Origin of the sequence: Treponema denticola, assembly GCF_024400535.1 — a bacterium.
Classification (GTDB): Bacteria; Spirochaetota; Spirochaetia; order Treponematales; family Treponemataceae; genus Treponema_B; species Treponema_B denticola_C.
The window spans coordinates 1,104,315-1,128,816 of record NZ_CP038800.1 but is presented as its reverse complement, the minus strand read 5'-3'; the positions used below and the strand labels follow the sequence as shown (position 1 = coordinate 1,128,816).

The 24,502-nt window shown below is 37.2% G+C and carries 22 protein-coding genes; 1 reads left to right on the top strand and 21 read right to left on the bottom strand.

The window, feature by feature from the left end:
- Window positions 1–9: 9 nt before the first annotated feature.
- The 20 genes from fliG to mraZ form a co-directional block, all read right to left on the bottom strand.
- Window positions 10–1,059, bottom strand: coding sequence for a flagellar motor switch protein FliG (gene fliG / locus E4N78_RS05105; protein ID WP_255811954.1), 1,050 nt, complete (start codon window positions 1,057–1,059; stop codon window positions 10–12).
- A gap of 1 nt (window position 1,060) precedes the next feature.
- Window positions 1,061–2,764, bottom strand: coding sequence for a flagellar basal-body MS-ring/collar protein FliF (gene fliF, locus E4N78_RS05100; protein WP_255811953.1), 1,704 nt, complete (start codon window positions 2,762–2,764; stop codon window positions 1,061–1,063).
- Between the two features lie 65 nt (window positions 2,765–2,829).
- Window positions 2,830–3,195, bottom strand: coding sequence for a flagellar hook-basal body complex protein FliE (gene fliE, locus E4N78_RS05095; protein ID WP_010696781.1), 366 nt, complete (start codon window positions 3,193–3,195; stop codon window positions 2,830–2,832).
- Window positions 3,196–3,229: 34 nt separating this feature from the next.
- On the bottom strand, window positions 3,230–3,685 hold the full coding sequence (gene flgC / locus E4N78_RS05090; RefSeq protein WP_255811952.1) for a flagellar basal body rod protein FlgC: 456 nt from the start codon (window positions 3,683–3,685) through the stop codon (window positions 3,230–3,232).
- Window positions 3,686–3,708: 23 nt separating this feature from the next.
- On the bottom strand, window positions 3,709–4,128 hold the full coding sequence (gene flgB, locus E4N78_RS05085; RefSeq protein ID WP_002668460.1) for a flagellar basal body rod protein FlgB: 420 nt from the start codon (window positions 4,126–4,128) through the stop codon (window positions 3,709–3,711).
- Window positions 4,129–4,179: 51 nt separating this feature from the next.
- Window positions 4,180–5,637 carry an ATP-dependent protease ATPase subunit HslU gene (gene hslU, locus E4N78_RS05080; protein WP_255811951.1) on the bottom strand — a complete coding sequence of 486 codons (1,458 nt, stop codon included), beginning with the start codon at window positions 5,635–5,637 and terminating at the stop codon, window positions 4,180–4,182.
- Window positions 5,637–6,173 (bottom strand): ATP-dependent protease subunit HslV, encoded by a 537-nt coding sequence (hslV, locus tag E4N78_RS05075; protein WP_253697546.1) that lies wholly within the window; start codon window positions 6,171–6,173, stop codon window positions 5,637–5,639. The genes hslU and hslV overlap by 1 nt, the downstream gene beginning before the upstream one ends.
- A gap of 66 nt (window positions 6,174–6,239) precedes the next feature.
- Window positions 6,240–7,157 (bottom strand): tyrosine recombinase XerC, encoded by a 918-nt coding sequence (locus E4N78_RS05070; RefSeq protein ID WP_255811950.1) that lies wholly within the window; start codon window positions 7,155–7,157, stop codon window positions 6,240–6,242.
- On the bottom strand, window positions 7,150–9,315 hold the full coding sequence (gene topA, locus E4N78_RS05065) for a type I DNA topoisomerase (RefSeq protein ID WP_255811949.1): 2,166 nt from the start codon (window positions 9,313–9,315) through the stop codon (window positions 7,150–7,152). Before topA ends, E4N78_RS05070 begins: the two co-directional genes overlap by 8 nt.
- Window positions 9,316–9,333: 18 nt before the next feature.
- Window positions 9,334–10,266, bottom strand: a complete 933-nt coding sequence (gene dprA / locus E4N78_RS05060) for a DNA-processing protein DprA (protein WP_255811948.1) — start codon at window positions 10,264–10,266, stop codon at window positions 9,334–9,336.
- 3 nt (window positions 10,267–10,269) lie between these two features.
- Window positions 10,270–10,992, bottom strand: coding sequence for a tetratricopeptide repeat protein (locus E4N78_RS05055; RefSeq protein WP_255811947.1), 723 nt, complete (start codon window positions 10,990–10,992; stop codon window positions 10,270–10,272).
- A complete protein-coding gene (locus E4N78_RS05050; protein WP_255812323.1) occupies window positions 10,989–11,903 on the bottom strand; it encodes a site-specific tyrosine recombinase in 915 nt (304 codons plus the stop codon). Before E4N78_RS05050 ends, E4N78_RS05055 begins: the two co-directional genes overlap by 4 nt.
- A 14-nt stretch (window positions 11,904–11,917) precedes the next feature.
- Window positions 11,918–13,201, bottom strand: a complete 1,284-nt coding sequence (ftsZ, locus tag E4N78_RS05045; RefSeq protein ID WP_255812322.1) for a cell division protein FtsZ — start codon at window positions 13,199–13,201, stop codon at window positions 11,918–11,920.
- Between the two features lie 26 nt (window positions 13,202–13,227).
- Complete coding sequence (gene ftsA, locus E4N78_RS05040) at window positions 13,228–14,472, bottom strand: cell division protein FtsA (RefSeq protein WP_255811946.1); 1,245 nt, start codon at window positions 14,470–14,472, stop codon at window positions 13,228–13,230.
- A complete protein-coding gene (locus tag E4N78_RS05035) occupies window positions 14,465–15,322 on the bottom strand; it encodes a cell division protein FtsQ/DivIB (protein WP_255811945.1) in 858 nt (285 codons plus the stop codon). Before E4N78_RS05035 ends, ftsA begins: the two co-directional genes overlap by 8 nt.
- Window positions 15,315–16,457, bottom strand: coding sequence for a putative lipid II flippase FtsW (ftsW, locus tag E4N78_RS05030; protein WP_255811944.1), 1,143 nt, complete (start codon window positions 16,455–16,457; stop codon window positions 15,315–15,317). Before ftsW ends, E4N78_RS05035 begins: the two co-directional genes overlap by 8 nt.
- The gene (locus E4N78_RS05025) at window positions 16,458–17,888 is read right to left on the bottom strand and encodes a UDP-N-acetylmuramoyl-tripeptide--D-alanyl-D-alanine ligase (protein WP_255811943.1); all 1,431 of its coding nucleotides are present in this window, start codon (window positions 17,886–17,888) and stop codon (window positions 16,458–16,460) included.
- Complete coding sequence (locus tag E4N78_RS05020) at window positions 17,881–18,165, bottom strand: FtsB/FtsL family cell division protein (RefSeq protein ID WP_255811942.1); 285 nt, start codon at window positions 18,163–18,165, stop codon at window positions 17,881–17,883. Before E4N78_RS05020 ends, E4N78_RS05025 begins: the two co-directional genes overlap by 8 nt.
- Window positions 18,162–19,115, bottom strand: coding sequence for a 16S rRNA (cytosine(1402)-N(4))-methyltransferase RsmH (gene rsmH / locus E4N78_RS05015; protein ID WP_255811941.1), 954 nt, complete (start codon window positions 19,113–19,115; stop codon window positions 18,162–18,164). The genes E4N78_RS05020 and rsmH overlap by 4 nt, the downstream gene beginning before the upstream one ends.
- 5 nt (window positions 19,116–19,120) lie before the next feature.
- Entirely contained in the window at window positions 19,121–19,555 is a 435-nt protein-coding gene (gene mraZ, locus E4N78_RS05010) for a division/cell wall cluster transcriptional repressor MraZ (protein WP_255812321.1), read from the bottom strand.
- Between the two features lie 182 nt (window positions 19,556–19,737).
- Here mraZ and E4N78_RS05005 point away from each other — a divergent pair, with 182 nt between their 5' ends.
- A complete protein-coding gene (locus E4N78_RS05005; protein ID WP_255811940.1) occupies window positions 19,738–21,795 on the top strand; it encodes a prolyl oligopeptidase family serine peptidase in 2,058 nt (685 codons plus the stop codon).
- Window positions 21,796–21,837: 42 nt separating this feature from the next.
- Here E4N78_RS05005 and E4N78_RS05000 read toward each other — a convergent pair whose 3' ends face one another.
- Entirely contained in the window at window positions 21,838–24,417 is a 2,580-nt protein-coding gene (locus E4N78_RS05000; RefSeq protein WP_255811939.1) for a DUF2339 domain-containing protein, read from the bottom strand.
- Window positions 24,418–24,502: the final 85 nt, after the last annotated feature.

Genomic DNA, 24,502 nt, shown 5'->3' with positions numbered 1-24,502 from the left:
CGTTTTATTTTATACCAATTCATCCTCTTCGGATCTGGCGATAACAATTTCACCCTTATCCTCCAAGTGTCTGATAATCGAAACAATCTTTTGCTGAGCTTCTTCAACATCTTTAACGCGTATCGGTCCCATGTATTCCATTTCATCTCTTAACATAGCACCTGCGCGTTTAGACATATTTCTAAATATCTTATCTTGAACCTCAGCATCAACTTGTTTAAGGGCCTTAGCCATTTCATCATTATTAACTTCACGCAAAACCTTACTGATGGATCTATCGTCAAGCATAACAATGTCTTCGAATACGAACATCTTCTTCTTGATTTCTTCTGCCAAGTCGGGATCTTCATCTTCAAGAGATTCGATAATGGATTTTTCAGAAGAACGATCAACAAGGTTAAGAATCTCAACGATACTGTCTACACCGCCAGCAGCCGTGTAATCTTCACTTGAAACCGTAGAAAGCTTCTTTTCCAAGACACGCTCAACTTCACGGAGAACATCGGGGGAAGTTGTATCCATGGTTGCAACGCGTCTTGCTACATCGCTTTGAATTTCATCGGGAAGATTTTGCAAAATTACCGATGCCTTTTGCGGTTCAAGGTAAGCAAGAATCAAAGCAATTGTCTGCGGATGTTCTTGCTGAATAAAGTTAAGCAGGTGCGCAGGATCGGTTCTCCGAATAAAATCGAATGGACGAACTTGTAAAGAGCTCGTGAGCCTATTTATTATTTCGATAGCTTTTTGACTTCCGAAAGTTTTCTCCAGAACATCCCTTGCGTAATCTATACCGCCTGTCGTTATAAAGTTTTGAGCCGCCATTAAATCTTGAAATTCTTGGAGAACAGCATCTTTTAACTCGGCATCAACACTCTCAGTTCTTGCAATTTCAAAAACTATTTTTTCGACTTCATCTTCACGAAGCCTTTCCATTATTTTAGCGGAGATTTCACCTCCGAGAGATACTAAAAATATTGCAGCTTTTTGCCTTCCGGTAAGAGAATTAATATCTTTACCTTTTTTTGCACTGCCTCGTTCTTTTGCAGGTGTTACAGCCATACTATTCCTCCATGAGCCAAGTTCTAATTAAGAGAGCAACATCTTCAGGATGTTCACGAGCCATATTGATAGCATTCTCCTGAAGTTCAAGACGGTGACGCTCTTCAACAGTCATAGAAACATCGGCATTCGCCATCTGCTGTTCATATAATATTCTCTCCCGCTCAAGCTGAGCTTGGCGTATAGCTTCTTCTTCTCGAAGCCTTTTTCTTCTTTCAATTTCTCGGCTTATTATTCTATACAGGATAAACAGTAACAATACTAAAGCTATACCGGCTAAAGAAATTAAAAAGATCGTTTGCCTTTGAAGAGCTTTAAAGTATTCTTTATCCTCCAGTTCAAATTGAGAAGTTCTGTCAACCTTAACATTTACAACACTTACGGAATCTTTCCGACTTGAATCAAATCCTATAGCATCTTTAATTATTTTTTCGGCCTGCTTTATTTCTTCAGCTGAAAGAGGTTTATATTCTCTTTCAATCATACCGTTTTTAATAATATATTTTCCGTTAACATCTTTTTTCTTTTCCCAAACACCGTCGATGTTTACAGATACGGTTCTTCTTCCCATTTTTGGAAGAAAAACTTCCTTTATCTGGCTTGAACTTACAAGATGGTTTTCCTTTGTGATGGTTTGAGTCGAGCGTCCTACTAAATTTCTTGTATCCTGATAAGAAGGCGGCGTTTGTCCCTCGGTTCCCGTAGGCCCTTGAGGATTTATTCCGCTTCCTTCCCAAATCGTAGTTGCATTTTCAGAACTTACCGTAACCGATTGAACTACTTGAGAATCATCATAAGAGGTATCGGGATTATCCTCTTTGATAACTGTGGGGCGTATTTCGGTTGTATCTGCAGACCGCTCAGACATATCCATATCAATTTTAACGTTTATATCTCTAACTCTATCTTCACCGTATATTTTTTGCAAAGGTGTCAATATATTTACCCCGTATTGCCTTTCAAGTTTAGCAATAAACTTTTGCTGCTTTTCAATTAGAGTTAAACGGTCGGCATCTTTCATAATCTCAAAATCATTTAAAGGAATTCCGGACGCATCGCTTATCGTAATATCTTCATTCTTTAACCCCGGAACCGCAAGCCTGAGCATCTTTTGGATACCTTCTATTTTTTTTCGGTTATTGGAAATATCGCTTCCCGGTGCAGGATAAATAACTACGGTCGCAGTTGCAGGAAGCTGTTCCGATTCAAATAAGGCTTTTTCCGGTATCCGGACTATAACATTGGCATCATCAATATCGTCCAAGGCTTTTAAATGTCTCCTGACTTCCTCGGTAATTGCACGGCGTACATCAACCTCTCGCTCAAAGTCGGTACGAGAATACCGTTCAACATCAAAGAATGCCCAAGGGCTTGTATTGTTAGGTATTAAATCTTCACGGATTAAAATAGCCCTCATCCTTCTGGCCGTCGCTTCATCGGCAACGGAGATTATCCCATCGGAAGAGATTGTAGTTTTTACATTTTCTTCATTAATGCGCAAGATAATTCTATCCCGCAGATCAACATCGGTTATTGCCATGTCTATCACTGGTACCGATGTCGGTTTTGAAGACCATCTACTAAGAACGACAACCAACACCAGAGCAAGTACAATTACACCGATGATGATTCCTTTTTGGAGCTTTGTCCATTTTCCCCAAAGCGTCCCAAACTTTGTTTTTAGATTGTTAAACTTTTCGTTCATGTTTCCCCCCATGTACTGAACGAGCTTAGCAAGACCTTAAACTTAAAGTCTTGCGAGGCTATCTTTTATCTCGTTGTGGTAATATCATTCCAACTTTTTACCAAACGGTCGATTATGGTTTGCGCTAATTTAAGCGACAAACTTGCTTCGGCCATTCCCATAGTTATATCATGAACATCGACCGATTCAGGATCGACAATCATTTGTTCTCCCAGCTTGTCCATGTTTGTTTGCTTTGCATTCATGCTGTCGAATGCTTTTAAAATTGTCTGCTCAAAACTTGCAGCTTCTTTATTTGCAGCAAGCTCAATCATGTCGGTATTTGAAACCATTTTAGCTCTAAAATTATCGGTAACAACAGCATTAATTTTCGGAACATCTAAAAGTCCCGGTACCGAATTTACATTTGCAACATTTACAGCGTTTACCATTTTTTCCTCCCACTAAAATATTTTATCGTTCATTTTATCTTGCAATATCCAAGGCTCTTTGGAACATATCCTTTGCACCGTTTACAACGGCAAGGTTTGCCTCATAAGCCCTTGAAGCCGAAATTAAATCTACCATTTCCGTAACTATGTTTACATTCGGGTACTCTACATATCCTTCATTAGGGCCGTACTTTAAGGCCTTAGGATGGGCCGGATTATAAACCCAACGGCTATCGGAAGTATCTTTTTCTATCGAAAGAACTTTAACGCCCTCACCTACTCCCCTTTCTACATTTTGAGGAGTAAAAGGAGTTTGCCAGTCGATACCGCTTTTCTTTTGTCCGACTATTACACGGCTTCTTTTAAAAGGGCCGCCTTCTTGGGTTTCCAAGCTCGAAGCGTTTGCAATATTGTTTGATATTACATCGGTTCTAAGACGCTCTACACCCATTCCCGTAGCTGCAATATTTATACTTGTAAACAATCCCATATTATTTCCTCCGCTTCCTTATTCTACTTTAAAACCGATTGTACCTGATTGTACTGAAAACCTGCCATCATACTTAAAAGCTGATACTGCATTTGAATCTTCAATACCTTCATGGCTTCATCTTCAGGGTTTACATTATTTCCGTTTGCTTTTTCGGCAGTCAAATAATCCAAAACACGCACAGGCTCAACCGTTTTATAATCTATAGGCTCATTTGATTTTATGTGCAAAGGATGAGTCGTTGCAAGCTGAAAAGCTCCTTTTGCATTTTTTTCAGAATCAAAGGCTCTTTTTAACTCCGATTCAAAATTTACCTCAGTCCTCTTAAAATTAGGAACATCCGAATTTGCAAGGTTATTTGATGTAACGGTATAGCGTAAAGAGTTTACATCCAAGGCTCTGTGCAGTATATCCGTTGTTCTTAAAAAACTATTAAAACCCATAATTCACTCCTAAGGATATTTTCGGCAAATTTTAAATACCCCTTAACCATATTATAGAATATATCGGGATAAATCCTGATCCTGTACGATATCTTTTAACCTTTCATCCACATAGGCTACATCGATTTTTACCGTTTCGCCTCCCATTTCGCTTGCATTAAACGAAATATCTTCTAAAAGCATTTCCATAATCGTATGGAGCCTTCTGGCCCCAATGTTTTCGTTTTTGCTGTTTACATCGGCAGCCAAAAAACTCATCCTATCAATGGCTTCATCCAAAAATTCTATTTTTACACCTTCGGTTTCCAAAAGCTCTGCATACTGTTTGGTCAAAGCATTTTTAGGTTCAAGAAGAATACGTTTAAAATCTTCTGCATGCAAGGCTTCAAGCTCTACGCGCAAGGGAAAGCGTCCTTGAAATTCAGGGATTAAATCGCTCGGCTTTGATACGCTAAAAGCTCCTGCTGCTATAAAAAGAATGTGACGGGTATCGACAACGCCGTACTTAGTGGAAACCTTAGAGCCTTCAACTATGGGAAGAATATCGCGCTGAACACCCTCTCTTGAAACATCGGGCCCGCCTCCTCGATCCGAACGGGAAGCGACCTTATCGATTTCGTCAATAAATATAATTCCCATCTGCTCGACCCTTTGCTTTGCCTCGTCCGTTACCTTATCATGATCTACCATTCGGTCAAGCTGTTCGGCCATTATAATTTCGCGGGCTTCTTTTACGCTTACATTTTTGCGTTTCGATTTTGCTCCGCCCATGAGCATACTGGAAATATTAGACATTGCAGATTCAATATCTTCCATATTTGAACCGCCTGCAAAAAATTCGAATGTGGGAGTTCCCATGGAAGGAGAAATAGTAACCTCAACCATCTTATCTTCGAGTTTCTTTTCGCGGAGCATTACGCGGAATTTTTCCCGTGTGCCGCTCATATCGTTTTCATTTTGAACCTTATGCTCTTCAACAGGAGCCGTAGAACTCATGTTTGGGAGGATTATCGTTGTTCCGGTAGAAACTTGAGAAACATCTTGCGACTGAGCAGAAGTTGCGGCAGTTTTCTTTTTATTTGAACCGGGCAAAAGCAAATCCAATAAAGATTCTTCGGTATTTTTTTCTGCCTGTTCTTTTAGTTTTTCCTGCATTTCACTTTTTACCATTGTGTAACCCACAGCCATTAAATCCCTGATCATAGATTCGACATCGCGGCCTACATAGCCCACTTCAGTATACTTTGTAGCTTCTACCTTTAAAAAAGGAGCTCCCGACAACTTTGCAAGCCGTCTTGCAATTTCTGTTTTACCTACACCCGTAGGGCCTATCATCAAAATATTTTTAGGCGCTATTTCGTCTCTGATTTCTTCGGGAAGTTTGAGCCGGCGCATTCTATTGCGAAGAGCAATAGCAACGGCTCTTTTCGCCTTGTTTTGTCCTATGATATATTTATCCAATTCTGCAACTGTTTGTTTAGGCGTCAAATCTTTTAATTCTTCATTCATTATATTTCCTCCATAACTATCTTTCCGTTTGTGTAAATACATATTTTTCCCGCAATCTGTAAACTCTTTTCTGCAATTTCACGGGCGGAAAGGTTTGTGTTTTGCATCAAAGCCAAAGCAGAAGCATAAGCGTAATTTCCTCCGGAGCCTATTGCAAGTACATCTTCTTCAGGCTCGATAACATCTCCGTTTCCTGAAATTAAAAGTGTGGTTTTTGCGTCAGCCACAAGTAAGAGGGCCTGCAAGTTTTTGAGCATCTTATCGGTGCGCCAATCTTTTGCAAGCTCTACCGCAGCTCTGGTAAGGTCTCCTGAAAATTCTTTTACCCTGATTTCAAACTTTTCCAAAAGAGTAAAGGCATCGGCCGTTGCTCCGGCAAAGCCCGTTATAATTTTTCCGTCATAAATTTTTCTTACCTTTCGGGCATTTCCCTTCATAACTGTTTCGCCCATGGTTACCTGTCCGTCTCCGGCCATAACAATTTTTCCGTCTTTTCTTACGGCAATCACCGTAGTGCTTCTTATTTTTTGACTCATCTAAAACTCCTATTTCGATAGACAGTGAGGCTGAATTTCTGCCGAACTGTTTATCATAACTCCTATTTATGAATGAGGATGGGCAGCCTTGTATAAATTATGAAGCTGCTCAGCCGTAATATGCGTATATCTTTGCGTGGTCGAAACGCTTTCGTGACCAAGCAATTCCTGTACAACCCTTATATCCGCACCGCGTGTAATCAATGTCGATGCAAAGCTATGCCTAAAAGCATGGGGTGATAGATGTTTTAATTCCGGAGATAACTCAACATATCTGTTTATTATATACCGAATTCCCCTGCTTGTTAAGGCTTGAGCCTTTTGATTTATAAAAAGAGCATCCCTAATTTTTCCTTTACCGTCTTTTTGAACTTGGCCTTTACACTTTTCAAGCACCTCAGCCCTTTCTTTTAAATACCCCCTCAAATATTCTTTTGCAAATTCTGCAAAAAACACCTTTCTTTCTTTTTTACCTTTCCCAAAAACGATGGCATAAGAAAGAGTTTTATCCAAATCTTTTATATCGAGTCCGGCTAATTCCGAAACACGGCAGCCTGTAGAATAAAGAGAAGCAAATAAGGCGGAGTCCCTTGTTTCCCAAAGGATACCGGCATTTGAAGGCAGCCGACAAAACTCTTGCGCCTGTTTAGGAAACATAAACACAGGAAGTTTTTGAGCAAGTTTTAAATTCCTTACAGACGATATAGGATTTATTTTTGTCAAATTGAACCTTAAAGCATATTTATAAAAGCCTCTTAAAGTCGACATCATTCTATTGATAGAAGACGGAGCAAATTTTCTATCGGCAAGCTCTGCAATAAAGATTCTAATATCTGAAGCTTTTAATTCAAAAATATTTAACTCAAGCTCATTTAACCATTGTTCAAAGATAAATAAATCATTTCTATAAGAATCAACTGTTGCTTTTGTAAATTGCCTTACTCCCCCACTATAGGTGAGATAGCTTTCAAATACTTCATTCATTACTTCTATCCACCTCCACATCTTCTACACCTTCTACAATACTGTGTAAATAATCGCAATTAGGATTGATACAGGCCTTGTAGCTGCCATGCTTTTTATCATATTTTTCTACCATAAACCAACCGCATTTAGGACAAGATGCATTTATAGGTTTAAAGTGTGAAATAAAATCACATTCGGGAAAATGAGTACATCCGTAAAATTCTTTTCCTCTCTTTTTAGATTTACGGGCGATGATATCTCCGCCGCAGCCTTCACGCGGACATTTGGCTAAAGGAATGGATTTTGTGTTTTTACATTCAGGGAAAGCACTGCAAGCTAAGAATAGTCCGAAACGGCCAAGTTTTTTTACCATTTTGTTTCCGCATTTTTCGCAGACTATGTCCGTAACTTCATCCAAGGAGCCTTTAATGCTTTCTACATTTTCCAAGGCTGTATCTACTTTTTCTTTAAACGAGCCGTAAAAACTTTCCATCAGTTTAGGCCATTCTATTTTATTTTCGGCGACTTCGTCCAAGCGGTTTTCCATTCCGGCAGTAAAGTTCACATCTATTATTTCGGAAAAGTTTTTAACCAAAAGGTTGTTGATAATTCTTCCCAGCTGAGTCGGAACAAGCTGTTTATTCGATCTTGTTACATAATAGCGTTCAAGCAAAACGGAAATAATAGGAGCGTAGGTTGAAGGCCTTCCTATTCCTTTTTCCTCAAGCATCTTTACGATACTTGCATCAGTGTAACGGGCAGGGCCTTGAGTAAAATGCTGTTCCGGTCTTAAATTCTCAACACTAATTGCTTCTCCATTTTTCATAGAAGGCAAAGAAGTTCCTTTTTCATCTTTTGAAATTAATGTTTTTGTAACGGTATAAAAACCTTTTTCGGTTATCTTTGTAGAAGCTGCACGGAAAATTGCATTGCCTACTTTTATTTCATAACTTGCCGTTTCCGTTTTTGCATTTTTCATTTGACTTGAAACAAACCTCTCCCAAATCAAAGAATAAAGTCTTAGCTGATCACGGGTTAAAAATTCTTTTAAATAAGCAGGAGTATATTCAACATAAGTGGGGCGTATTGCTTCATGAGCATCCTGAGCTTTTTTTCCTGCCGCATACATATTCTGCTTTTCAGGCAAGTCCTTGGGATGATTTTCCTTTATCCACTTACGGACAGCCTCTATTGCAGTATCCGAAATTCTCACAGAATCGGTACGCATATAGGTAATTAAACCGACTCTGGTAGAACCGACTGCAATACCTTCATAAAGCTGCTGGGCTACCTGCATTGTCTTTTTTGATGTAAAGCCTATCCTGTTTGCAGCAACCTGCTGTAATGTAGAAGTCGTAAACGGAGGTCTAGGTTTAATACTTTTCTCTGTTGTTTTAATATCCGAAACCGAGGCCGGCAAAGAACTCAATTCTTTTATAATAGCATCAACCTCTTTTTGATTTTTTAATTCAGGCTTATTATCATTATATTTTACAAGCTGAGCTTCAAAGGATGTCTTTCCATATTTAAAATCTCCGTCAAGAGTCCAGTATTCATCAGGAATAAAATTTTCAACTTCTTCTTCCCGCTCGCAGATTAAACGCAATGCAACGGATTGAACACGGCCTGCCGATAATCCGTTTTTTACTTTTTGCCAAAGAAGAGGAGATAGGTTATAACCGACCAGTCTATCCAAAACTCTTCTGGATTTTTGAGCATTAACTTTTCCCATATCTATATCCATGGGATTTTTTACGGCTTCTTGAATTGCATTGGGAGTAATTTCGTTAAAAACTATTCTTTTTATCGGAGAAGAACATTCAGGGAGCAAGGCTTCGTGTAAATGAAAGGCGATGGCCTCCCCTTCTCTATCATTATCACTTGCAAGAAATACGCCTGAAGATTTTTTTGCTTCCTTTTTTAATTCTTTTAAGATTTTAGCACGGCCCCGAACCGTTATATATTCGGGAGTAAAATTATGTTCTATATCGATTGCCAATCTTGATTTAGGCAAATCTATCAGATGTCCCATCGAAGCTCTTACGATATAATCGCTTCCTAAATATTTTTCAATCGTCTTAGCCTTTGCAGGAGACTCGACTATAACCAAGCAATGCTGTTTTGTTTTTTTTGCAGTACGTTTAGTTTTTTTTGTTTCATTCATCGTGTTTTCCATAAATCAATACCTCATAATCTATAAATTAGTAAACAGCATATTTTGCTGATTATTTCTTAAATTATTTTCCGTAGGATATTTCCAGTCATGTAAAATATCATCTATGGATTTTATCGCAAATGCACCTTGTTCGTAAAGAGCTTTACCGCCTTCATTTTGTAAAGAATCAAGAAGAAGGCTGCATACATAAACATCCCTGCCTTGCTCCAATGCAAAATCCGCAGTAATAAGAGCTCCCGATTTTTTTGGAGCTTCTACAATTATAACCGAACGCGAAAGTCCCGAAATAATTCTATTCCGTTCAGGGAAGCGGTAGGACAATGGTTCCGTTCCCGGAGCATATTCACTTAAAATACAGCCGCCCGATTCTAAAATATTCGCAGCAAGTTTTTTATTTGAACGGGGATAAATCATTTCAGGCCCGCAGGCCAATACTGCCAAGGTCTTACCTTCTCCTTCAAGACAGCCCTTATGAGAAAAACAATCTATACCGAAAGCCAATCCAGACACGACAGGGATATTTTTTTCGGCAGATTCTTTTCCCAAATTCAATGCTTGCTCAATTCCATCCCCTGTAGGGCGCCTTGTTCCTACCATTGCAAGCATGGGCTGCTCAGTTGATGGGAGTCTTCCGCGATAAAAAACGGTAAATGGATGATCTGGAATCTCTCTAAGCTGCGGAGGAAAATTCGAATCATAAAAATAAAGCATCTTTATATCATATGAGCTCATAAGTTTTATACTTAAATCCGTAAGGGATTTCAGTAAATCTTTATCCCATTTTTTGGGTCTTACCTGCCGGCCGATAATTTCAGAAATATCCTTTATAGAAAGCGATACAAGAGAAGATAAGGACTCAAGCTTTTCCGAAAGAACAAGCTTTTCCCTTCCTTTGAGAAAATAACAATGAGATAATCCTATATACAAACTTTCTTTTTCGGATATCTTCATTTTTTATCTTCCTCCCGAACTCCTAATCTCCCTAATATTATTTTCAGCTTGCGCTTTTTTTTCTGCGCTGCTTGAAATTTCGATAATGTGCTCATAAACGGCAATAGCTTTTTCATTTTCACCCGTCATATAATAAGCAGCCCCAAGTAAAAATAAATGATCTATAGGCTTCTTTTCCCACTCGGCAATTTTTTCTAAAATAGGAATTGCTTCAGCTGGTCTATTTAATTCGAATATATACAATACCGATAGAGCATAAACAGCCTTTGAATGTTTAGGATCTATTTCAAGTGCACGGGTATAAGCGGAAACGGCAAGAGAAAAATATCTTTTTTTCTCAATATCGGTTCCCGTTAATTCAAAATCTAAAGAGTTTTTTGCAGTTAGGCTTGCAGCAAGTCCTGCTTGATAAAATAAATTTTGGTTTTCAGGATAATACTCCAATGCAGATTGAAAAGCCTCTAATGCTTTTTTATACATCTTTTGATCCATATATCTTGAACCGAGTATTTTATACCAAATACCTATGCGTCCTTCTGCAATCATTATATCATCAACTCTTTTTTCATATTTTCTTATAGCCTCCTTTAATTCAGCTTCAGTATTAGGATTACTGACTCCCTCTTCCAGTTCTTGAAGCCGGCGAATACTTGTAACCTTATTACAGCTTCCTAATATAAGAGCTGACAAAACAATAATTATTACGGAACAAAATCTTTTTTTCATTTTATACCTCGTTCTAATTTTTTAGTATCAAAAAATTTATTATGATACATTTGCAAAGACTTATCCTCGATATGCGTATAAACTTGAGTTGTAGAAATATCGGAATGCCCCAAAAGACATTGAACGGATCTTAAATCCGCTCCTCCGGCAAGCAAATGCGTGGCATAAGAATGTCTTAAAGTATGAACCTTTGTTTCAATACCGGAAAAATTTGAAAGAGCATTTATTCTTTTCCAAATTCCTTTTCTGGTTAAGGCAGCTCCGCGGTTATTTAAAAATACGGAACCCGAAGTTAAACTATTTTCAGGATGTTTAGGTTTTAATAACTCGGTACGGGCTTCAAGTATATATTTTTTAAGCCAGTACTTTGCAGCGCTTCCAAAAGGCACAATTCTTTCTTTATTTCCTTTTCCGGTAACCTTAATTAAGTCTTCATCATAAAAAATATCTTTTAAATTTAAATTAACTATCTCGCTGACCCTGAGTCCTGCCGAATAAATAAGCTCAAACAAAGCTCTATCCCTTATATTATTAGGCGAATCCAAAGGAATTGCAGCAAAAAGGTTATCTACTTCATCCGGAGATAAAACTCTGGGCAAAGTCTTTTCCCTTTTAGGTCTTTCAATACTCTCGCTTGGATTATCTTTTCTAACTCCTTCGATAATTAAAAACCTAAAAAAGGAATTAAGAGCTGCAATATCCTTGGCAATAGTTTTAGCCATAATTCCTGATTTAGATCTTTGTAAAATAAAATCAATACAGTCGGCTTCTGTAGCATTTTCAATTGAAATTTTAGGAAACTGCTCTTGAAATAACTGCAAAGTATTCACATAGGTCTGTGCAGTTGACCGCGAATGAGATTCTGCAGAAATTAAAAATCCATAAAATGCCCGAAGCTGTATAGTTGACAGTGTCTTACCCTCCTTTACCTTAGCCTGTTTTGATTTCTGTAATATGTCGGTGTTTCCAAATCGGATTCTACCGGAGGAACCATTGCACTAAAAGAAGGAGCTTTTTTTTCATTATAAATATTGACATACTCTTTTGAAGAAGAAGGCTCTGCTCTATTTCTTGAACCAAGCCCAGAAAGTACGGGAGGTTTTGTCTTATTTATAGTAGCCCACTCAGTAGATGTCATAAAAGAACTGTCATTTAAGCCTTTTTTTTCTTCCTCTTCACGCATAGATTTTAAATTGGCATTTATTTCATCAATAGAAAAAGTGTCATTGGATCTAAATCCGGTTGCGATCAATGTAACAACAACCTTATTTTCTACAGCCTGATCAATAGTTGCTCCAAAAAATATAGCTGCATCCGGATCGGCGCTTGCCGTTATAATTTCCATTATTTCTTGTATTTCATGCATGCTTAACTTCTCATCACCGCAAATATTTACCAAAATATTTTGAGCACCTTCAACTCTAGCTTCTTCCAAAAGGGGATTATTTATTGCATTCGTTGCAGCATCCACGGCCCTATTCTGTCCTTCACCGACACCGACACCCATATGAGCATTTCCTTGAGCCTTCATTACTGATTTAACATCAGCTAAATCAACATTTACTTCTCCATGTTGATAAATCAAATCGGAAATACCTTGAACGGCCTGACGCAAGACATCATCAGCTTTTTTAAAAGCTTCTACAACAGGTGTAGACGGATCTACCATTTTTAAAAGATGCTGATTGGGAATAGTAATTACCGTATCAACCGATTCCTTTAATTTTTTTATACCTTCTTCAGCAAGAGCCATTCTTTTACGCCCTTCAAAAGTAAAAGGTTTTGTAACTACGGCAACAGTTAAGATCCCCTGCTCTTTTGCAATTTCTGCAATAATCGGCGCCGAACCTGTTCCCGTACCTCCGCCCATTCCTGCAGTGATAAAAAGCATATCTGCATCCTTTATAGCATTTGCTATAGCCTCACGGTCTTCGATAGCAGCTTGCTCGCCTATTTCAGGATCACCTCCTGAACCTAAACCCTTGGTAATCTTAGTTCCTATAGGTAATTTTAAAGGAGCATTTGAATGATTTAAGGCTTGGAGATCAGTATTTGCAACTATAAAATCTACATACCTCATACTGCTCGACATCATTCTGTTTACGGCATTAGACCCGCCTCCGCCTGCACCTATAACTTTTATTATAGCCGGCGTTTCAGCTCCAACCAAGTCTTTTTTTTCATTAGCTTCTATAACTTCATATAACATACCCATTTTCCCTCCCGTATGCAATTTTAAAATAATTCTTTTAGAAGATTTTTAATTTTTGAAACAACAAATCCAGATTTTTCATTTCTAAGATTTGAAACTTCTCCGTTTTTGCTCTGATCATCAAATGCATGCAATATCAATCCTACCACTGAAGCAAATTCCGGACTTCGATATTCTCCTCCAACCCCTCCGATAGTTGGCGGGATTCCCAATCTTGCCGACTGCATTCCGAATATTTCGTCAGCCAACTCTGTTGTACCGTTCAGGAGGGCGCCGCCTCCGCATATTACGACAGAACCGCCAAGATGAATACCTTGAGTAAGTGTATCCACCTTATTTTTTACCATTACGAAAATTTCAGCCATTCTAGCTTGTAGTATTTCGCATATTTCCATTCGATATATTTCTTCAGGGCCTCGGCCCCCGAAGGCAGGCAGCAGCACCTGTTCATCATGTTCTACAAAAGGACTCCAACAGCAGCCGCTTGATATTTTTATTTTTTCAGCAGTATCAAATGGGATATTTTTTACAACGGCCAAGTCATTTGTAACTTGCATACCGCCGACAGGCAAAGATGCCGTCATAATAGGTCCTCCATTTTGCATAACAACTATATCTGTTGTTCCTGCACCAATATCAATCAAAATAGAACCTAAGTCTTGCTCATCCTTTGTCATTACAGATCTAACATCAGCCAAGCCGTTATGCATTAATCCGTCTATATTTAAATTAGCTCTTGTAACACAATTAGGTATATTCTTTATGGATGTTACAGCTCCTGTAATTACATGAACCTCAGCTTCAAGTCTTACACCGATCATATTAATAGGATCTTTAATCCCCCGCTGTTTATCTACAGTATAAGATTGAGGTATCACATGAATTATTTGTCTATCCATCGGAATAACCACCGCTTTCGCTGAATTGATAACAGCCTCAATATCGGAACGGTCTATCTCTCTGTTATTTTTTCCCTTATCTCTTATAGGAAAGACTCCGCGAGAATTCAAACCTTCTATATGAACACCGCCTAAACCTATAACACAATGACTTATATCTATTCCCGACATAACCTCAGCTGCTTCAACAGCTTTATTTATACCTTGAACAGTACTTTCAATATTTGTTACAACACCCTTTCTCATTCCTGTTGAAGCACTTATTCCTATACCGACAACCTGTAAATGACTCTCTTCATTTTTTTCGGCAACAACAACTCTAATATTCTTTGTTCCTATATCCAATCCGACAATTATATCATTATTCATCTTTAGCCTCTCTTTTTATATAAACGGCATTAGCACCACGTAAATCGATTCCAATAATACCCTTATCCAAACTGATATCTTTAACTACATCAATGATAAGCATCATATACCGTAAAGATTCTTCTGTTAAAGACTTATTAGTTATTATCGAAAGCCTGCTTCTTAAAGGATAAATAACCAAATCATAACCGCCGTATTTTTTAGGCTGGATTTTTATCTCAGAAATCTCGTTTAATAAAACAGGGTGTTTTTTTTGTAAAACATCCAACTGAATAAATAATTGAGACAGCTTTTCATTAATTTGCATACCTTCACGAGGATTTTTAAAAGTAAGCCCTGTGATAATGGGTAAGTTTGATTTAATTATAGGAGAGCCTATTCGAAAAATTACTCCATAACTATCAATCTCCATAGGAATCATTCTACCGTCAAGCTCTATAAAAGAAACTGCAACAGCCTTTCTTTCAAGTATCTTTATTAAAACTTTATCCGGAAATATTTTTTCAACTGTAGCTGAAGCAATAGCCGGATAGGATACTAATCTTTTAGAAATTTCTCCGGAATTTATATTAAACCATCTTGTATTACCATCTATACCTGCAAGCTTTTTTACTTCCACCGAAGTTAAATCATAACAACCGGAAATCTTAACTGATGCTATCGAATTATACGGTAAAATAATTGCATAAAAAACGGCTTCACCTATTAAAAACAAAATAAAAGTTATAATAAAAAATTTAATTATAATTGATTTTATATTTGCCGCCTTATATGTGCGAGTTCTTTTTTCTTCGGTAATATTAGAACCTGAGTATTCTTCTTTTTTCCATGTATATAAAATATCAGCCATTTATTTCTCCTTTTTTATTTACATACCCGGATGCATTTAAAACTAAACCGCATAAGCAAAAAGTAACAAGTAAAGATGAACCTCCGGATGAGAAAAAAGGTAAAGGTATTCCGGTAGCGGGAAGAAGCTTTGAAACGACAGCGCAGTTTACAAGCGATTGTACTAAAATACATGTTACAGCCCCAAATGATGCATAGGCACCGAAACGGCTTTTACATCTAAAAGAAATGCGGTATCCGAAAATCGCAAAAATTGCAAGCAGCGCAATATAAAAAACAACACCTATAAAACCCATTTCTTCCGCCCAAACTACAAAGATAAAATCCGAATATATTTCAGGAACACTGGCTATCTTACGGACACCATTTCCCAAACCTTGCCCCCAAAGTCCTCCGCTTGTTAATGCACTAAGAGAAGCCTGAATTTGAAATCCTGAACTCAATGGACTTCTGGAAGGGTCAAAAAATGAAAGAAGACGCTCCATACGGTATTCTTTTGTTATAACCATTAAAATTAAAATAGGTAAAAAACAAAATAAACCTTTTAAAAACCATAAAAGCGGAACGCCTGCTATAAAAAACATCACAATCGAAATAATCAAAATAAAGAAGGAAGAAGAAAAATCATTTCCCAAATACACCAGAAATACAAATAGAGAGGTGATAATAAAAGGAGCTATTATAGAAATCAAAGGCTCATCATATTTACCGTTCTTCTTGTCAAAAAAATTAGCTAAAAACAATATCAAAGAAAGTTTAACCATCTCTGAAGGTTGAAATGTAAAACCTGCAATATTAATCCACCTTAAAGCTCCATTCCTTTCTTCGCCTACCCCCGGAACAAAAGGTAAAATACAAAGGATAAAAGTTCCAAGCATTATAAACGGAAGAGCTTTCCTTAATACAGAAAAATCTATAAGGATAAAGAACATCATAAAAATGAATCCGGCAATAAAATGTTTTATTTGCTTCGCTACAAAATAAAGGTGATCGTCAAAAAGACGCTGAGCATAATAAATGGAACCGGAATACAATGTTGCAAAGCCCACACCAAAAAGAAGAAGGATAGACATAGCAAAAACAAAATCATATTTTTCGGAATTTATATTTTTTTTCGCAATAATATGTTTTACCATTTAACTATCCCCTTCCTTTAAAATAGACTCCAACCTTTCAAGCTCCATTGACCTTGAACCTTTTAATAAAACAAAATCACCCTGAGATAAATTTTCTTTAAGCCGTTCTTTTAATACATCGAATTCATTTGTTTTAAACTTATATATTTTTTTAGGACCATCAAATTTTATACCTTCACAAGCGAAGCAAATATCATCTCCAAAAAGATATAAATTATCTGCATTGGATTTTAATGCTTCTTCAATTATTTTTTTATGCTCATAGTCAGACTCTTTTCCAAGCTCAAGCATAGATGCCAAAACATAATGTTTTTTAGATCCTGTGTCTAAAGAATTACAAAACCTGATTGCGCTTTCCATCGAGTCGGGATTTGCATTATAACAATCCAAAAAATAGGTTACAAAGCCGTGCAAAACCTGCGATCTACCAAACAGAGGCTGCACGGCTTCTAAACCTGATTTAATTTCCTTAGCCGAAAAACCTTTCTTCTCCGCCAAGGCTATACATAAAAGAGCATTTTTTACATTATATACTCCCGGTAATGGAAATAAAATTTTTTCTCCTTTATAAAAAATTTTAGAACCTGATACACCGGCATCTTCAACATTTTGCACCAATGAAGAATCATTATCTGAAACCGTAAAAACAGAACCATGAGGAATATCTTTTAAGAAATCCGTAAACTCACAGTCAGGAATAAAGCCTAAAGAATCATCTTTAAAAAAAGAAAAAATTTCTTTTTTTTCCTCAGCAATTGCCTGCTTTGTGCCGAGAATTCCGATATGGGCAGTTCCTATATTTGTAATTATAGCGGCGTTTGGTAAAAGAACGCTTGCTATTTCGGCTATTTCCCCCTTACGGTTCATGCCGAGCTCAAATATTCCGGCTTCATGTTCGGGCCGTACTTCAAAAACGGAAAGAGGCAAACCCGTTTCGGAATTTAAATTCCCCTTTGTCGATACGGTATTATATTTTTGAGAATATATTGAAGCTAAAATTTCTTTTGTAGTTGTTTTCCCGCTTGACCCCGTAATACCTATTTTATAAAGATTGGGAAATTTCGACAAATAATATCTTGCAGCATCCTGCAAAGCCTTTAAGTTATTTTTTACGGCAACGCATGAAGCAGCATAGTTTTTACACAATGACAATAATGTAGTTTCATTTTCATTAAGATGATCAAAGTCAACAACAAAAAATTTAGCTCCCTTCTTTAAAGCAGATTCTATATAGCTATGACCATCCTGCTTTTCACCGCGCAGAGGAATAAAAAGAGAATTATTTTTTCCATTACGGCTGTCTATAGCTACTGATGAAAAAGCCTTAGAGGTATCGGATTTATAAACAAGCCTTGCACCGATACTTGTAAGCAATTCCTCAAGAGTCATAAGAGAATATTCTAAATTTGTCTTGCAGTTTTCTTTATCCATCTTTATTCTCCTTTGAAATTGAAACCCGCAAAATCTCACTCGACAAAGCCTTTCTCATTTTTAGCTCTTCAACAGCGATTTTTTCGATACGCTCCGGTTTTGACAAAATTGAAATACCGGAAATTTTCTTTTTATTTTCTTCTACAATTCTAGCCTGTTCCTTATTATAATCCGCCAATTCCCTTTCCACAGCCGCGTATCTTGAAGACTGTAATACTACGGCAAACAAAAAAAGAGGTATAAGTAAGGTTAAAACAATAGCACATAGTTTTTTCATTTTTGTAACTCCCGATAATCAATTTTGCGTACAACCCTAAGATGGGCACTTCTTGAAGGCGGATTAAGCCTTATTTCCTCATCAGAAGCCTTAACGGCTTTTTTTGTTAAAACTTCAGCTTTAGGTCTGCCCCCGCACTTACATATCGGCATATTTTCGGGACAGGTACAGCTTTTCCCTAATTCTTTAAAATAGAACTTTACAATTCTATCTTCAAGAGAATGAAAGGTAATAACTCCAAGCCGTCCGTTAGGAGCCAAAACCGAAAAAGCAGCCTCCAAAAGACGGGGGAGCCTATCTAACTCTCCATTGACGGCAATTCTAAGAGCTTGGAAAGTTTTTGTAGCAGGATGAATTTTTCCATGCCTATAATTTTGAGGAACAGCCTTGTAAATACAATCGGCCAATTCTTTTGCATTACTAAAAGCGGCCGCAGCTCTTTGCTCAACTATACGGGAAGCTATCTTTCTTGAATAACGCTCTTCACCATAATTAAAAATTAAATCCGCCAAATCTTTTTCATTATAAGAATTGATAATATCTGCGGCACTCAGCCTAAGCTCAGGATTCAACCTCATATCCAATGGTTCGTCAGAAGAAAAAGAAAACCCCCTTCCCGATTTTTCATAGTGAAACATGGATATACCTAAATCCAAAAGAATTAAATTCGGAGGAGCAGAATCTTTAGGATAGTTTTTAAAAAACTCATCGGACCAGCCTAAGTGAAATCGGATGCGTTCACCGAAGGGTTTTAGCCTTTCTTTTGCCCGTTCTTGAATAGAAACATCGGCATCAAGGCCTATCGCATTCAGTTGAGGATATCTTTTTAAAAAAGCTTCAGTATGTCCGCCTTCTCCCAATGTTCCGTCTACAAAAAGATTATCGGAAGCATCGGGTTTTAAGAATTCGAGACATTCTTCAAGCAAGACCGATGTATGGACTGGCTGCATAAGACCTAAAAACCTATTTCGCCCAAAGCTTCGGCAGCTTCAGAAAAATCCGGCTCACTCTCCTTTAAATATTTTTCATATTGTTTTAGGTCCCACAATTCAAAACATTTACCGAGACCTAAAATAATGCAGTCTTTTTCGAGCCCTGCACACTCGCGGAGGCTCTGGGGAATAGATATACGGCCGTTTTTATCAACCTCAATTTCTTGTGCCGGGGCAATTAAGCGCCTCACAACCAACAAAGATTGAGCTTTAAATAGGGAAGTTTTCTTCATGATCTCATCAGAAAACTTTTTCCATTTATCCGCAGTAAAAATCCAAAGACAGTTACCTACACCTCTTGTAATAACCAAATTTGAGTCGGGTAATTCTGCACGAATTTTAGCCGGAAACATAATTCTTCCTTTTTCATCAAGAGTATTCTTATATTCTCCGGTCATTGCAAAATTACCCACTTTTTACTACTTTCTCCCACTTAAACCCATTTTACCACAAAAATTTAGAATGTCAAGCGGTTTATATCGAAAAAGTGCATTTTTTTTGTTTTTTTTAAACTACTTGAACAAAAACAAACTTTCTTCTATTATTTATCAAGATTTTATAGTTTTTATAGGAGAAGATTATGCAATATAAAAAATCGGAAGTTTCCGACAATTATTTTGGAACCGTCGTTTCTGACCCGTACCGATGGCTTGAAGACGATAATGCACCCGAAGTCATAGCTTGGGTTAAAGAAGAGAATAAAAAAACCGAAAGTTTTTTGTCAAAGATTCCTTTTAGAGCGGAATTAAAAAAACGGCTTGAAGAAATTTGGGATTATGAAAAACGATCAGGTCTTTTTAAGGCAGGAAATTTCTATTATTTTTTTAGAACGGAAGGCTTACAAAATCAAAGCATTATGTACCGCCAAAGCGGAAACATAAAGGCGGAAAGCTCTCCTGAAGTTTTTTTCGATCCGAATAAGCTAAGCGCGGACGGAACTACGGCCTTAAAAAATATTGCCTTTTCCAAGGATGGAAAATACATGGCCTACTCCGTATCGGGAAGCGGCTCCGACTGGGAAGAAATCTTTGTCTTTGATGCCGAAAAAAAAACCGATACGGGAGAACACATCCACTGGGTAAAATTTTCCAATATTGCATGGTATAAGGACGGCTTTTTTTACAGCTCATACGATGCTCCCGATAAAGGAAAATCTTTAACCGAAAAAAATGAGTTCCAAAAGTTAAAATACCATAAACTTGGAACAAAAGAAAGCGATGACCTTCTTATTTTTGAGGACAAGGAGCATCCCTTGCGCTCTTTTTCCGCAAGTACAACTGAAGACGAGAAAACCCTCCTTCTTACCGCTTTTGAAGTAGGAAGTGAGGGCAATATGCTCTTTGTTGCAGATCTGAGCGAAGGCCTTCCTAAATGTTCAAACTGCTTTAAACAATACAACACTCATTTTAATGACAGTGTCTGGCCCCTTGAAACGGAAAACGGCTTTTTATATTTATTAACAAATAAACAAGCTCCATTTTACCGAGTTGTAAAGACATCTTTAAACAATATAAGTGAAAAGTCCATCGATGAAGTGATTCCCCAAAAAGACTGCCTTTTATCAAGCGCGGCCCTTTGCGGAGGAAAACTTCTTACGGTTTACTTGAGGGATGTTCAGGATGAGGCCTTTATCTGCGGCCTTGATGGAAAAAACGGCACAAAAATAAATCTGCCTGCAAATGGAAGTATTTCTTTTTCAGGAACACGAAAAAATGAAGACTCTTTATTTTTCAATTTTACCTCTTATACAACTCCCAACAAAATCATACGCTATGATATAAAAACAAACAGTTTAACAGACTTTTTTGCTCCTGCCATTCCAATCAACACTGAAGACTTTAAATGCGAACAGGTCTTTTTTAAGAGCAAGGACGGAACAAAGATTCCTATGCACATTGTTTCAAAAAAAGATATTAAACTCGACGGAAATAACCCGACGATTATGTATGGGTACGGAGGCTTTGCTATTTCTCTTCCGCCCGCCTTTTCTGCAGCCAGAATGGCCTTTTTGGAAAAAGGCGGCATTTTTGTCTGCGTAAATTTACGCGGCGGTCTTGAATACGGAGAAGCATGGCACTCAGCCGGAAAAAAGATGAAAAAACAAAATGTCTTCGACGATTTTATTGCAGCAGGAGAATATTTGATAGAACACAAATATACTTCAACCAAAAAACTTGCAATTCAAGGAGGCTCAAACGGAGGCCTTTTAATAGGAGCCGTAACAAACCAACGCCCTGATCTTTTTGCCGTTGCAATCCCTCAGGTTGGAGTTATGGATATGCTCCGCTACCAGCATTTTACCATAGGCTGGGCTTGGGTCGATGAATACGGAAGCAGCGAGGACAGTAAGGAGATGTTTGAATATCTTTATGCTTACTCTCCCCTCCATAATGTAAAAGAAGGTATCAATTATCCTTCCATTATGGTATGCACGGGAGACCATGATGACAGGGTTGTTCCTGCACACTCATTTAAGTATGCTCAAGCCTTGCACGATACTTACAAGGGAGAAAACCCTATCCTCATCCGTATAACCGAAAAAACGGGCCACGGAGCCGGCAAACCCACTGCAAAGATAATAGAAGAAACGGCGGATATCTTCGCCTTTATCTTTAAGCAAACCGGTCATAAAATTTAAACCGATCAAGAGAGCCTTAAAAAGAGTTTTTTTTAAGGCTCTCTAACTTTCTTCAGTTTTTTCAATTTCAGGTTTCCCAAACTTTTTTAACATGGGTTGAATCGCATAACTCAATAAAAGAAGGGCGGCGCCAAACACCAAGGAAGTGATAACCTTCGATAAAATATTCAAAGTATTTAAGTCAATAATAATCAGCTTTGCCGCAACAAAGATTATCAGCCCAAGCGAAATATAAACCATCCTAGCCCTTCCCTTCCGCAAATAATAAACAAAAGAAGCTATAGAATAAAAAGCCCAAAGAAGGGTTAAAATACCTCCGTTTTTTATGGGGAGATAAATATCCACAAAGCTCAAAAAAACAAAGATAAGACTGATAACTGCAAAGTAAAGAATTTGAGGCATGTTTAGTATCTTAAAAAAAGCTATCACTATAAGGGCATTTAAAATATTTATTACAACCGAAAGAACATCTATATTCCAAATTTTAATGAGGATTGCATCCTGATACGGCATATGGCTGTAAATAAATATGTAATAAAAAAATGCAACGGTAATCAAAAATATACGGCCGACATTTAAACTTGCCTTATCTTTATTAAGCTTATTTTTATAAAATTTATCCAAGGCTAAAATAAAAAGTCCCGAAAGTAAAATTCCATATCTAAATTGATCTGCTGCAATAGAAAAATCGAAGAGGAGAATTTTCATCATTAAAATAAAAAAGCAAAGCCTGTAAAAAAATCTGGCATTTTCAGTTTTTTCTTTTATTAGAGAAAGACTGTAAACTGCAAAACTTAGAGCCGCTTCAATCCCAAGAAAAAGATATACATAAGAGCGGTTCCATTTAAAAAAACAATTTAAAGTGTCTGCAAACGAAAATAAAAATAAAATAAAAATTCCCGCATCTACAGCCCGCTCATAGAACCATTCTTTTTTAAGTTTATGATGCATAAGGTTATAAACAACTATGAGGACGAGCACAAGGCCTTGAGCAAAAATTTCCGTCCTCTTTATATCAAGTTTATACAAACTGAAGATCAAAAATATAAAAATATAGGCTTGAAAAACAAATCCTTGATAAGCCTTTTTAAATTTTTCTTTTTGTACAAAAACCGATAAGCCCATCAGAACAAGGTAAAAAGCTCCTTGAAGGAAAAAGAACAGCGGCGTAAGATTGTCAAAATCCCGCCCAAGTGAAATTATCGCCATTATATAAGCTGCAGCAAAAAGAAGGTGAAGCAAAACAAAAACTTTTAATTCTTCTTTTTTGCGGAAAAGCCAAAATCCTAAAAAGGCCATACTTAATATAAGGACGGGCTGAATATCGTATGTAAACCTGTCCACTACCGTTACATAAATAGAAAGCAAAGCCCCCGCAAGGTAGATAAAACCCAAATTATCCATTCTTTTTTTTCGGAAAGCAAGATAGGCCAAAACTATGTAAAAAAATGAAAAAATAAGATAGACACTGCTTTGAGGTGCAAATTTATAAACAGAAAGTTTATAAGTTAAAAATAAGGAAAAGCCCAAATTTAAAACGGCAAAAGCAGGAGAGAGAATTTTATCCTTTTTCTTTTCATCATCTTTTAAATAAAAATAAAGATCCGGAATGGTATGAACGGTCATCAATAAAAGAACAAGACCGAAAAACAGAACCGCATCATCTACATTCAAAGCCGTGGTAAGTAAGAGACGGGTTAAAATTCCTAAAAATGAAATCAGGGAGATAAACTGCAAAAGTCTCCATCGCTTAAAAAAATAAACCGCCGATGAAAGGGCAGAAACAGCGAATACATAGAGCCCGAAGCCTGTCAAACCTAAAAAGCCTAAATCTACAGCAAAGGGGATTATAAGGGAACCAAGCAAGCCGATTATTGATATTGATGAAGACACGGTCATAATTGAAAGGGTGTAAGAAAAAGCCGTAATCAAGCTTAAAAATATAAAGGCGGAAAAATCTCCTAAAATACCGTACCTTAAATAGGCTGCATAGGCAGTAATATAAAAAACGGCTATACCTCCCCCAAATAGAACCTGACTTAACACAAGCCTCGATTTTGCCGAGCTCCTAAATCCGAAAAAGCAAAGAGCAGCACCAATCAAACCGCCTATAATCAAGGCAACCTCTTGCGTTATATATCCCTTGTCATAGCTTAGCTTGAAGATAAAGCCCACACCTATCAAAAGAAGGATAATCCCTAGCTTACTGATAATGGATTCTATTGAAAATAATTTTTTAAAATACGGAGAAAGAGCAGCATGTTTTTCTTTAATTCCTTTTTGTTTTAAGTCTTCTTTTACCTCATCTTTTGAAAGAGCCTCATCATTAACAGATTCCTTAACAAACGAAATTGTTGTATTATCTTCATTTTTAGAACCTTCGCCGGCCTTAATCCATACTTCAGCTTCAGGTTCTGCATTTACAGCCCCAGCCTCTTCATTGACAGGGTTTGGTATCTCAGTCTCAGAAGAAACATTAGAAAATTTAAATTCCAAATCCGAAAGCTTAGTTTTTAAACGAATAATTTCTTCTTCCTGTTTTTTTATTTTAAAAGCATTTTTGATAGGAAATATAAGAATATATAATATAAGAGCAATTACAATTACAAGAACTAATACCATAACCTAACTCCTGTCTTAAAGACATAAGAGCTAGATACTATCATTTTTTAAAAAATAATGCAAGAAATCAACAACACTCCGCATG